Source organism: Parabacteroides timonensis (assembly GCF_900128505.1).
In the GTDB taxonomy this organism is placed as follows: Bacteria; Bacteroidota; Bacteroidia; order Bacteroidales; family Tannerellaceae; genus Parabacteroides; species Parabacteroides timonensis.
The window spans coordinates 630,214-643,629 of sequence record NZ_LT669940.1; the positions used below are offsets into that span (position 1 = coordinate 630,214).

8 protein-coding genes are annotated in these 13,416 nt (G+C 42.2%); 5 read left to right on the forward strand and 3 right to left on the reverse strand.

The window, feature by feature from the left end; translation table 11 throughout:
- Nucleotides 1-5 precede the first annotated feature (5 nt).
- The 5 genes from BQ7394_RS03240 (at nucleotide 6) to BQ7394_RS03260 (ending at nucleotide 9,883) form a co-directional block, all read left to right on the forward strand.
- A complete protein-coding gene (locus BQ7394_RS03240; RefSeq protein ID WP_075556058.1) occupies nucleotides 6-3,392 on the forward strand; it encodes a TonB-dependent receptor in 3,387 nt (1,128 codons plus the stop codon).
- 11 nt (nucleotides 3,393-3,403) lie between these two features.
- Nucleotides 3,404-5,251 (forward strand): RagB/SusD family nutrient uptake outer membrane protein, encoded by a 1,848-nt coding sequence (locus BQ7394_RS03245; protein WP_075556059.1) that lies wholly within the window; start codon nucleotides 3,404-3,406, stop codon nucleotides 5,249-5,251.
- Between the two features lie 22 nt (nucleotides 5,252-5,273).
- On the forward strand, nucleotides 5,274-5,969 hold the full coding sequence (locus tag BQ7394_RS03250; RefSeq protein WP_235848660.1) for a DUF3823 domain-containing protein: 696 nt from the start codon (nucleotides 5,274-5,276) through the stop codon (nucleotides 5,967-5,969).
- Nucleotides 5,970-6,030: 61 nt separating this feature from the next.
- A complete protein-coding gene (locus tag BQ7394_RS03255; protein ID WP_075556060.1) occupies nucleotides 6,031-7,170 on the forward strand; it encodes a glycoside hydrolase family 130 protein in 1,140 nt (379 codons plus the stop codon).
- Between the two features lie 10 nt (nucleotides 7,171-7,180).
- Nucleotides 7,181-9,883, forward strand: a complete 2,703-nt coding sequence (locus BQ7394_RS03260) for a glycoside hydrolase family 2 protein (RefSeq protein WP_075556061.1) — start codon at nucleotides 7,181-7,183, stop codon at nucleotides 9,881-9,883.
- A 389-nt stretch (nucleotides 9,884-10,272) separates the two neighbouring features.
- Here BQ7394_RS03260 and BQ7394_RS03265 read toward each other — a convergent pair whose 3' ends face one another.
- From BQ7394_RS03265 to BQ7394_RS03275, 3 genes are all read right to left on the reverse strand, one after another.
- Nucleotides 10,273-11,397 carry a metallophosphoesterase gene (locus BQ7394_RS03265; RefSeq protein WP_075556062.1) on the reverse strand — a complete coding sequence of 375 codons (1,125 nt, stop codon included), beginning with the start codon at nucleotides 11,395-11,397 and terminating at the stop codon, nucleotides 10,273-10,275.
- 12 nt (nucleotides 11,398-11,409) lie between these two features.
- Nucleotides 11,410-12,501: a metallophosphoesterase gene (locus BQ7394_RS03270; protein ID WP_075556063.1), complete on the reverse strand. Its 1,092-nt coding sequence runs from the start codon at nucleotides 12,499-12,501 to the stop codon at nucleotides 11,410-11,412.
- Between the two features lie 136 nt (nucleotides 12,502-12,637).
- Nucleotides 12,638-13,270 (reverse strand): SagB/ThcOx family dehydrogenase, encoded by a 633-nt coding sequence (locus BQ7394_RS03275; protein ID WP_075556064.1) that lies wholly within the window; start codon nucleotides 13,268-13,270, stop codon nucleotides 12,638-12,640.
- Nucleotides 13,271-13,416 lie beyond the last annotated feature (146 nt).

Here is a 13,416-nt window from a genome sequence, read left to right on the forward strand (position 1 = left end):
CAAACATGAAGAAAAGAAAAGTATGTGTATCTCGTATTTTAAAGATGGCCTTTTTGTTCTTCTTTTCCAGCTCTATCTGTTTACAGGCAGAAATGGTAAAGTCACAGAACGTACGGATTACACTTAGTAAAAACAATGTCAGGCTGGAAAATATACTAAACGATATTGAGAGCCAGACAAATTTGTTATTCATTTATAATAAAAACGTGAATGTTAACCGTAAAGTATCAATTGAAGCCAATAATATATCTTTGGAGGAAGTCTTGAAGAACTTATTCGATAACAACGTGATTTACAAAATCGAAGGATCTTATATCGTTCTTTCCCCATCTGCGATAACAGAAGTCAAACAACAGGCCAAAATAATTACAGGAAACATTGTCGATCAGAATGGCGATCCTGTCATTGGAGCTAACGTTGTAGAAAAAGGTACTACCAATGGAACTATATCGGATGTAAACGGTCAATTTGCATTGAACCTCCAGCAAAAAAATCCGATACTGGTTGTCTCTTATATCGGTTTTACGACAAAAGAAATTCCTGTCGGGAATGCCTCTGTTTTGAATATTAAATTGTCAGAAGACTCTGAGACTCTGGATGAAGTGGTTGTTGTTGGATATGGTGTTCAGAAGCGCGCTTCGGTAACAGGTTCGGTTGCCTCTCTCCAGTCTAAAGATATTGCAACTGTTAAAACGCCTAATGTAAGTAATGCACTGGCTGGTAAACTCCCTGGATTGCGTGCTGTACAAAGAAGCGGTGCACCGGGTGATGATGATGCCAGTATCGATATCCGTGGTTATGGTAATGCGTTGGTTATTGTAGACGGTGTAGAGCGTGATTTCAAGCAAATCGATGCCAACGATATCGAATCGATCAGTATTTTGAAGGATGCTTCGGCTGCTGTTTATGGGTTTAAAGGGGCGAACGGGGTTATTCTTGTTACAACTAAAAAAGGGGAAGTTGGAAAGCCGAAGATCAGCTATAATGGTTATGTCGGCATACAGAATATAACTCGTTATCCGGAATATTATAATGGATATGAATATGCAACTTTATATAACGAAGCCCAACAGAATATAGGAATAACAGCTCCTTATTCTTCAGATGACCTGGAGCGTTTCCGGCAAGGGATCGGAACAACGGATTGGTACAATGAAGTGATTCGTAAAACGGCTCCGGCTACTTATCACAACTTAAGTGTATCCGGCGGTGCAGAGAAAGTGAAATATTTCTTCTCTCTGGGATTGACAGATCAGGAAGGCATCTATAAGTCGAAATCATTTAATTATAAAAAATATAACGTCCGTTCTAACATCAGTGCTGAAATTGTAAAAGGGTTTACTGTCGATTTACAATTGAGCGGACGTTTGGATACACGAATGAAATCGTACGAGGCCGATCCGCTGAGCCGTACTATTCAAATGGCAAAACCAATATTCCCTATTTATGCAAATAATAATACGGATTATTGGAACAACCCGGGAGATAATGGGAATCCTATTCATTTGTCGGATATAGATAATGTCGGATACGATCGTCGCGATCGCCGTGAATTTAATGGGTCGATTGCTTTAAACTGGCAGCTTCCCTGGGTCAAAGGACTGTCTGCTAAAGCTTTGTTCTCTTACGATTATAATAATAAATATAGTCGTAAATGGTATAAAGAATATTACGAATATACTTATGATGCAACAACCGATGTCTATAATAAATCAAGAAGTCATACCATTTCGGAGTTGACCACCCAAAATGATAACTATTTCAGACCAAACGGCCAAATAGCATTGAACTATAAAAATACATTTGGTAAGCATGATATAGGTGCGTTGATGTTATGGGAATTCAATAATGACCGTACTGATATTTTGAGTGCATACCGTCAATTTACCGTTGGAGCGATCGACCAGATGGATGCAGGCGATAAAACGAATATGAACAATGGCGGAACAGCCCGTGTTTCTGCTCATGCCGGTTTAGTGGGACGTGTTAACTATGCATACAATAATAAATACCTGGCAGAAGTAAGTTTCCGTTATGATGGTTCATATAAGTTTGCTCCGGATAACCGTTGGGGATTTTTCCCGGCTGTATCTTTAGGATGGCGTGTTTCTGAAGAAGCATTTTTCAAGGAAGCATTGCCGATGGTTGATAATTTCAAGATCAGAGGATCATACGGTAAAGTCGGTGATGAAGGTGTTACCGGATATACCGATGATGATGAGAAAGATGGTAAATACAGGGCCTACCAATATTTAACAGGTTACCGATATCCGTCCGGAAGCTATGTATTGGGATCGGGAGGAGTAACGAATGGAGCCAAAGACAGAGGTATGCCTAACCTGGCTCTGACCTGGTATGAATCCAAGACTACCAATGTCGGATTTGAGGCATCCGCTTTATCTGGTTTGATCAATGTGGAATTCGATTATTTTGTTCGTAAACGAACCGGACTTTTAACAAAACGTCAACTCACATTGCCGACAACGTTCGGCCAGGAACTGCCTGTTGAGAACCTGAACTCTGATAGGAACCAGGGTTTTGAAATCGTTTTGGGACATCGTCATAAGATCGGAGATTTTACTTATGATGTAAAAGCGAACTTCTCTGCAACCCGTATTTATAATGAACATGTTGAGCGTGCCGCTTCAGCAAATATGTATGACGATTGGCGAAATAACAGTAATGATCGTTATAAAGATATACAGTGGGGAAAGGTTTGCATCGGGCAATTCCAGAGTTACGAAGAGATATTGAACTCACCGATCCAGGATAGTAATGGTAATAAATCATTGATGCCGGGCGATTTGAAGTTTCAGGACTGGAATAATGACGGTATTATTGATGGAAAAGACGATCAGCCTATCGGACATGGAAATACACCTCGTATGTATTATGGTTTGAATCTTTATGGTGAGTATAAAGGATTTGATGTAACCCTTTTCTTCCAGGGTGCTGCGGGACATGAGGTATTTACAAGCGGAGATTTTATGGCTCCGTTCATTCAGCAAGGTTTAGGTAATGGTATTACTCTTTGGCTGGATCGCTGGCACCGGGAAGACCCATCCGATATGTATAGTGAATGGATTCCTGGTTATATGCCGGCTCTTCGCCCGACAGGTTTCACTGCCAATGCAGGCAATAATACCTGGACAGAACAGAAAGCCAATTATTTACGTCTGAAAACAGTCGAGATAGGCTATACTTTCCCGAAAAGATGGATGCAAAAGGCTGGTATTGAGAATTTGCGTATATACGTGAATAGCTTTAACACTGCTACAATAACCAGTCGCACTGGTATAATGAAGTATATGGACCCGGAAAACAAAGATGGTATGTTCCGCTATTATCCCCAAATGAAAACATTTAATTTCGGTGTTAATCTAACATTCTAAAAGAAGAAACAATGAATACAACAATTATAAGAAATATTGGATGTGGATTACTTTTGTTGGGAGCGACAGCTTGTGCTGATTATCTTGAAAAAGAATCCTTCGACATCATCACTCCTGAACAAGTATGGCAAGATCCGAAATTGATCAATGGCGTAATGGTTAATTTGTATGATGGTTTGAATTTAGAAGATTTCAATTATTGGTTTCGTGATGCATGGCGTTTGCAAAATGCCTCTTCCATGTCGGATGAGGCCCAGGGTTCTTTCCAGAAAGATCCTGTTTTCGATAATGGAAATGCAACATATACGTATGAAGATATTATGTTCGAGCAGAAGTTTTCAGATCGTTATAAAAATATACGAAACTGTAATGACTTTATCAGCCAGTTGCAGGAAGCTGAATCATTGTCCGATACTGAGAAGAAATTGCTTTTAGCAGAATCCCGTTTTTTGCGTGCAATGCATTATTTTACCTTAGTGAAACGGTATGGAGGTGTGCCTCTTATCAGTGAACCGCAAGTCTATGATCCTGATAATCTGGAATCATTGATGGTTCCCCGCAATAAAGAAGTCGAGGTCTACGATTTTATTATAAAGGAGTGTCAGGAAGCTTCACTGGATCTTCCGGATACAAGAAACGCGGATGTCAAATACCGGGCCAATAAATATGTAGCATTAGCGTTATGCTCCCGTGCTGCATTATATGCCGGTTCGATTGCGCGTTATGGTGAGATACAGTTGGATGGTCTTGTCGGTGTCCCATCTTCCGATGCAAATCGTTTTTTTCAGGCCTCTTATGATGCATCTAAGGCTATTATAGAATCCGGTTTTTATGATTTATATAATAAAAAACCGGATAATAAAGCTCAGAACTATTGTGACATGTTCCTGAAAGGGAACGGAGATAACGGGGAATATATTTTCCAAAAGCAGTATAATGTAGCCGGAGGGAAAGGACATGACTGGGACAAACGTAATGCTCCATTCTCTTATCGTGCCGGTGGCTGGGGTTGTGGTATCGCTCCAACTCTGGAAATGGTAGAAGCTTATGAGTATGTGGATGGTTCCGAAGGTACATTGAAATTGGAAGAAAATGGCAAATCTCTTCGTTTTGATAACCCTTATGATGTTTTCTCCAATAAGGATCCACGCCTTTTTGCTTCGGTTTATTTACCGGGTTCTCCTTGTCAGGGTAGTTATATAGACTGGAGAAGAGGGGTTATCGCTTCGGATAATGAAAGATATCAGGCAACAAGTCAGCCGGACGGTGGAAATACCGTAGAAATTAACGGCATAACCTATAATACTTCAGGTAAAGACGGAGGGGCTGATGCCGGAGATGCATCTAAGACCGGTTTCTATCAGAAGAAGTTCTGGGACGAAACATTGACCGATATGAATATGGGTAAGTCAGAAACTCCATGGCCCGTTTTTCGTTTAGGAGAAATTTATTTAAATTTGGCGGAAGCAGCGATGGAGTTGAATAAATCTTCAGAAGCGTTGGAGGCAGTCAATGAAATTCGTGAGCGTGCCGGAATAGCCTTATTGTCAAATATCAATATGGAAAAGATACGTCACGAACGTAGAGTGGAACTCGCATTTGAAGGACATCGTTTCTGGGATATGAAACGTTGGAGGATCGCTCATTTGGATGTAGCACAAGGTGGTTTGAACGGATTCAGAGGGACAGCCTTGTATCCCTGGTATGATATTCGTGATGGCAAATATGTGTTTGAAAGAGGATATAACTCCCCGAAGCAATTACGTATTTTCCTTGAAAAGAATTATTATACGAAGATCAATCAGGACGATATGAATTCGAATCCGAGTCTCATTCAGAATCCGGGCTTTACAAATTAATCATCTAACTAAGAAATTCGATATGAAAAAGATAAGTTTATTATTGCTGACTGTTTGCTCATTATGCTTTACAAGCTGTTTGAGTGACCTGGATAATTACGACTCCCCTAACGGAGGTATCAAGGGACAAATACTGGATGCCGGAACGAATGAACCGATCCCTTTACCCGTACAGGGATCTACCGGAGTTATAATCAACATGTTCGAACAGAATACGGAGGCAACGCAATCGGTCGATTTTTACGCTAAAATGGATGGATCGTACGAGAATGCAAAGTTGTTCAATTGCGATTATAAAATTGTGGTAAATGGTCCGTTTGTTTCTCCCTGCGAAGAATTTGTAACAGTGAAAGGGCAAACAACCTTGGATCTGAAAGCGACTCCTTATGCGAGGATTGAAGCTGCTGCTCAGGTAAACGGAAAGCAGATAGCCATTACATACAAAGTTATTCCGACAAGTTCCGACTTTAATGTCTCCGAAGTATATGGTTATTGGAATTTTGCTCCGGGAGTGGATAATGGAAGTGCCAATCAGGCAGGAAAGCAAACTGTCAAGGAGTTGGAAGGAACTATCGTTTTTGACTTGGAAAACGATAAAAACTATCAGGACAATTTGTACAAAATACAGGGTAATGGCAACAAAATATATGTGCGCGTCGGTGCTAAGACCGAAGGTGCAATTAATTATAGTACCATCGTAGAAACAGTAGTACAATAAATAACCCCGGGCACAGATATCCAAAGAAACGGATACCTGTGCCCTCCTTATTCTTTAGAACATGAAAAAAAGTATCTTACTCATCAGTCTGGCTCTTTTACCGTTTACGGGATATAGCCAAAATGTTTTACCGGACTGGGCTTTAGGTGGATTTATCAGGCCGGAGAAGGCCAATCCGATCATTACCCCTAATCCTTCCAGCCAGTTCGACTGTCCTATGCAAGGCAAAAAGATAGGATGGGAGGAAAGCGATGTCTTTAATCCGGCAGCAACAGTTAGAGACGGCAAAATCTGTATTCTGTATCGTGCAGAAGATAATTCGGCGACAGGCATTGGAAAACGCACTTCACGTATCGGACTGGCAGAGTCGGAAGACGGTATTCATGTACAACGTCGAAGTACACCTGTCTTGTATCCGGATAAGGATAATATGAAGGAATATGAGTGGCCGGGAGGATGTGAAGATCCCCGGGTGGCCATGACGGAAGAGGGTGTATATGTAATGGCTTATACGTCATGGAACCGGAAAGTACCACGTCTCTGTATCGCAACTTCCCGCGATTTGATCAAATGGGAAAAACATGGTCCCGCTTTTGCAAAAGCTTATAACGGACGTTTCAAAGATATGGCATGTAAATCCGGTTCAATGGTGACGAAAATAGAAAACGGCAAACAGGTTCTGGCTAAAATAGATGGAAAGTATTTCATGTATTGGGGTGAACATATGGTGGGTGCTGCAACTTCGGATGATTTGGTAAACTGGACTCCGGTATTGGATGACAAAAATGAATTGGCTGTCGTTATCAAACCGCGCGACCAGTACTTTGATAGTGCATTGACAGAATGTGGCCCTCCTGCTGTAATGACCGATAAAGGTATCGTATTGCTTTACAACGGTAAGAACCAGACAAACGATAACAGACGCGACAAGCGTTTCACAGCAGGTGCTTACTGTGCCGGCCAGATCCTGACAGACGCAAAAGATCCGATGAGGGTTTTGCAGCGCCTCGATGTGCCTTTCTTCCGTCCGATGGCATCCTTTGAAAAGAGCGGACAGTATGTAGATGGAACGGTTTTTATCGAAGGGTTGGTCTTTTTCAAAAACAAATGGTATCTCTACTACGGATGTGCAGACTCACAGGTAGGTGTAGCAGTTTATGATCCGGGAAAGAAAACACCGGGGGATCAGATCCCAAACTAAAAAATGAATTATGAAAAACATTATTATAGGAATATTTTTACTTCTGTCTGTTTCTCTGACCCAGGCGCAGACTCCAAATTATTATCGGAATCCGGATAAAATATATCTGGATTCCAAGTCCGGACACAATGGCGATTTCTCCTGGCAAATGTATAAAGCCGATGAAATAAAAGATCCTGCGGAGAAAATTTCACGTCCCGGTTATCAGTCCGGAGAATGGATGCCGGCAATTGTTCCGGGTACGGTCTTGAACTCACTCGTTCATAACAAAGTTTATCCCGAGCCCTATTATGGCTTGAATAATAAACTGGATAAGGATATTATCCCGGATCTGGCAAAGGTGGGGCGTGAATTTTATACCTATTGGTTTCGTACCGAATTTAATATACCGGAGAGTTATAAAGATAAAATAGTCTGGCTCCAGGTGGATGGAATCAATTATCGCGCAGAGATCTGGGTGAATGGTCAGTTGTTGAGTTGTATGTCGGGTATGTTCAGACAAGACTATATCAACATAACGGACTATGCACAGGTCGGTAAGGCGAATGCTCTGGCTATTAAAGTGTATCCGGTGGATGTGCCGGGAACGATTAAGCCTAAACGCTGGGGAGCTGTCGGTGAATTCCATAATGGAGGTGATGGTAATATCGGATTGAATACGACCATGCTGATGAGTGTCGGCTGGGACTTTACGTTTAATGATGGTATCCGCGACCGTAATACCGGTATTTGGAAGAATATCAGTTTGTATGCCACAGACAAAGCCGTTCTACGAAATCCTTTCATCAAATCGGATTTGGCCAAGCCCGGTTACGATTTATCCAGGCAGACTGTTAGTGTGGAAGTCACAAACCCGACTCAGCAGAAGGTTAAATGTCTTGTTAAAGGTGAAATTGTCGGTGAGAACATCTCTTTCAGTAAAGAGATTGAAATGTTCAGAGGGGAAAGGAAAGAAGTCACTTTTACTGCAGATGAATTTCCCCAGTTGATAATTAAAAATCCACGTTTGTGGTGGCCTTTATTTAAAGGAAAACCTGAACTTTATGAATTGAAAATGACAGCTCTTGTAGACGGGAAGATATCTGATGAGGTTAAAACTCGTTTTGGTATCCGGGAAATCACATCCGACCAAAATACACCGGATCAATCACGTCAGTTCTATGTCAATGGAAAGAAAATTTTCATTCGTGGAACCAACTGGATACCGGAAGGTATGCTTCGTACGTCAGACGAACGCACGTATGCCGAGCTTCGTTATACCAAGCAATCGGGTATAAATCTGATCCGTATGTGGGGAGGTGGCATAGCCGAGTCCGATTACTTTTTTCAGTTGTGTGATGAAATGGGTTTTCTGGTCTGGCAGGAGTTCTGGATGACAGGAGATACGAAGCACCCTCACGACGCAGATCTCTATCTTAGCAATGTTGAGGCGACCGTCAAGCGTCTGCGCAACCATCCGTCGTTGGCTTATTATGTTTCTTCGAATGAAAGTACCGAGATGCCGGGAGCCAAAGATTTGATTATGAAATTGGATGGAACCAGAGGATATCAGATGCAATCGGAATGTGACGGAGTGCACGATGGTAGCCCTTATAAACAGGTCAATCCAATGCAACATTATGAAAATACAGCCTCAGAACGTGGTAGTCGTGTCGACGGCTTCAATCCGGAATACGGTGCTCCGACAATTCCTACTGTTGAAACTTTGCGGGAAGTGATGGATGAGAAGGATTTATGGCCGATCAACAAAGAAGTATGGGATTATCATGATGGTGGTGGTTTCCATCTGATGACGTCCATGTATACGGATCTGACAAATAACTATGGAACGTCTTCTTCCATTGAAGAGTTCGTAGCCAAAGGACAATTGGTAGGGGCAATGAATTCCAAATCGATATGGGAAGTGTGGAACTATAACAAGTTTGATTATGGCGATCGTTATGCTTCCGGCCTGTTATTCTGGTATCATAATTGTCCGGTACGCCAGGTGTGTGCCCGTATGTGGGATTATTCCCTGGAACCGACAGCTTCGCTTTATCATACGCAAAATGCTTTGGCGCCGTTGCATCCCCAGTTTGATTATCTGAAAAATACGGTTTCTGTATACAATGATTATTATCGTTCGTTTAAAGGGTATAAGGTAACGGCCGAGGTGTATGATATAAAAAGTAAGAAAGTCTGGGCGAAGAGCCAGGCGGTTGACTTACCGGAGGATGGTGTTGCCAATGACGTTTTTGTCATCGACTTTCCTGCAAATATTTCCCAGGTGCATTTCATAAAACTTTATTTGTATGACGATAAGGGTAAATTGGTGTCGGATAATTTTTACTGGCGTTCCAATGATAAATATGAAGGTTCAAAAACGTTGACGGGGCCGACTTCTTCCGGTTTTGAGAGTCTGGCCGATTTGAAGGAAGTGGCACTTGAGGTAAAGTCCGGTGTCTCTAAAAAGGAGGATTGGCAGGTCATGGAACTGAGTATTCAAAATCCATCTTCTTCAATCGCATTCTTCGTTCAGTTGCAATATATAGATCAAAACGGAAAACCGGTGAGACCTAGTTTCTACAGCGATAATTTCTTTTCTTTATTACCGGGAGAGTCTAAAAAAATAGTTGTAGAAACAGCTTTAAAGAATCTTCCGGAGAAGGGACAGTTTATTGTGAAGGGATGGAATGTGAAATCTCAAGATGTCAAGGTCGTTTTTGCACGCTAACAGGGCGTGTTATGCCTATGCCCTTCACCTGTCACAATCAATATATGTTATTGTAAAACAGTTGGTTCCTGTGAAGGCCGACGTTTCACAAGGGTTATGTAGCTTTAACAAAGAAGTCCTGTCTTTTGAATATAAAAGTCCTGACCTTTAAAGACAAAAGTCCTGACTTTACATTTCAAAAGTCAGGACTTTTCCAACGGGTAGTTATCGAAGAAAAAGCGGTGACTACCCGTTTGTCGTCGGGTACTTACCGGTTTCCGATGGGGTGGGTATTTGATGCTGTCACAAGGACGTGTCACAGGAAAAAGCATATATACAGCTAGTTGCATGGTGTGACAGGTGAGACGTGTCCGGCGCGGACTCGGTGGGCAACGCGTGTATCTGTTTATTTATTTGAACTTGATGTGTAAAACAACCAACTCTGATACCGTTCCGACGCGGTAAGGCGGACCGGCTACGCCGATACCCGATGATACATAAAATTGGGTCGGGCCTTTTTTATGATATCCGTAAGGACATTCGTAAATAAGTTTCATCAGTAGTGGATAAGGCCATAACTGTCCGTTGTGGGTATGGCCATGGAGCCCCAGATCTACACCATTCATTGTCATCTCGGCGAACGACCAGGGCTGATGATCCATTACGATAATCGGTTTGGTCGTATCGATATCGGCCATCAGGGTATGCAATGCATTACGTTTTTTATTGACATAATCGTCTCTGCCGATCAGATAGAAAGAAGAGTCGGGTTGCACTACCGAGTCGATCAGTAATGTTGCTCCCGTCTTTTTCAGCCAACGGTATTTGGCAAAACGGTTGGCGCGGTATTCATGGTTACCGTTAACCACATAAACACCTAGGGGGGCCTTTAGTTGTTGAAGGTCGTCTTCTATGCGTTCGTTTTCTGCAAACCGCGATTCGTAGTCCATGATATCTCCTACCAGGAGCACCATGTCCGGATGTTGTGCATTACTCATTGCCACATATCGTTGAACCATTTTTTTTCCTATCACTTCCCCGATATGCAGGTCACTCATCATCACGATGGTCAGGCTGTCGCGCTGGCTGGAACCTTTGGGTAGCGTAACATACACCTCTTTGACAATCGGATGGGCTACGGTCAGATAAGCTTTGATCATCAAACCGGTGACTCCGACGATAATGAGAAAGAATAAAGTCAGCTTTGTTTCTTTCCAGTGGTTGGTTATCCATTGGGGAAACCAGTGGAAGAAACGGTTTGACAACCGGATCACTTCCAGTGTCAGGAGCGAAAGTGTGATGTATATGGAGGCAATATACCAACTGTTACAGATATATTGTATGGTGGTCATTATGTTATCCGGCAGCTCGTTGCGGAAAATAAAACCAAAGAAATAGAGAGCCAGTTCAAGAATGAAGAACAACGCATAAGGAATACGCCAGCTTTTCTTTGCCGGTATTGCCTGGTATCCCCGCCAGAAGATATAGGGATTCAGCAACAATTGTGCTACAATTGATTGAATAAAGACTTTCATACCTTGTTTCTCTTACTTGAACGTGATATTGAATACCACCATTTCACTGTTTGTCCCGATACGGAAAGGGGGACCCCATAACGATAATCCTGAAGATACATAAACATGGCTGTTACCCCACTGTTTGTATCCGTAGCTTTGTTCGAACAAATGGTCTGTCACCAGACTCATCGGCCAGATCTGTCCGCGGTGCGTATGTCCGCTGAATTGCAGGTCGATACCAGTCTTTGCTGTTTCCTGCAGGTCATACGGTTGATGATCTAAAAGGATAACAGGTTTGGAGGGATCAATGTTTTGTGCCAGTGCCTGAAGGGATAACCGGGAAGGGTTATGGCGGTCGTCACGGCCGGCCAGTTGAAGCCCGTTGGGAAGAGTAACAACCGTATCACGTAACAACCGGATGGGAGTAGACTGGATAAAGTCGACGCTTTTCTTTATTCCACTGATATATTCGTGGTTACCGGGTACCATGTAAATGCCTTGCGGCGCCTTCAGTTGCGATAACTCTTCCTGCATATTTTCAGCATAAAGAGGGGTGACACTGTTATCGATCAAGTCCCCTCCGATAAGAATCAGATCCGGCTGCTGGGCATTAATCATATTCACATATTTCTTCAACTGTGTCTTGTTTGTTCCATATCCCAGATGAACATCACTGATAGCGACCACCTTCATTGCCTGTTGATTACTGTTGGCAGACTTGTTGATAACTATGTTGATAACTTCTGTATTAGGGTGTTGATAATGATAATACCCATAGCTTAACAAGCAGAGTGTCAGTAGGAAAGATATGTAAAATCCATATTTAAAACTCCCGTTGAAAAGTTTGAATAGATCAAACGCTATCAACGAGAGTACCATATACAATGTGAAAACAAGCCATCCCGTCCCGATCTCATGAATCGTATGAGCCAATACATCCGGATATTTAATATTCCTTGCCAGCATGCTGACAACAAATGAAAGCGCACAGCTCCAGAATAATACTGTCAGGAGCACCTTTACTCCGAAAGGCTGAGCAACAAGTGCCTGCGCTCCTCTGATAAATATATAGATATTTCCGGCAAAATAAGCGCAGAAGATGGCAATGAAAATTATAGGCATTTTGTCAAATTTTCGGCAAAGATAATGCAAACCGAGAGCAGAATAAAATGAACTTGTTCATTTTTTATGCCAAGGTGCAGCTTCTCTTCGCTTTTTCAGCAAAGATAGCGAACGCGTATTGATTCTGCAAATGGTCTTATTTTGGATATCCTACCGGATTATTCATCATTAACACCTGGCTGTCGGATAGCTTGAGTATCTTCTTCAGTGCGTTTTGATCCATCGATGCACGAGGTACAGTTGAAAGGCCTATGCCGGCACAACAGAGGTTAATGTTCTGCGACACAATGCCTGCGTCCATCGCTGCCATTAACTTAGTCTGGTCGGAAACATTTCCGAAGCGCGACAGGTCGGATACGAGAACAAGGCAAAGCGGAGCATCCTTCACGAAATCCTGTCCTCCTCCAACAGCGGCGCGATGGTCGCCTTTAGCTATGGGATTCAATGCGTGTGCTTTTGCATCATATAGATAAGCACCCTCTTTCATAATTACATAAACATCAATGTCCTGTTTATTCAGTGCCGAAGGAGCGGTACGTTTCCCGTCTGTACGGTTAATGCCGTTAGCAGCCCACAACAAGTCTGAAAGGTCTTGAATGTTTATATCCTTTGCTGCATATTCACGGTCGGAATGACGATCGGAAAATGCTTTCATAACAGCTGTTCCACGAGCTTTGTCGGGAGCATTGAGCTTGATAACTTTTAGTTCCTGTGCATTCATTGCGGTAATAAATAATAAAGCGGTTAAAATCAATGAAATCTGTCTCATATCTATATTTATTAATAGTAAGTCTTACAAATTTAAAAGAAATTCATCTAATCAAACAGCAAAATACATCTTTTACATTTCTTTAATCTCGCTAAGTACGAAAGGTTCGTAGATTCTTTTACATTTGCAACGGATTTACAGTAAAT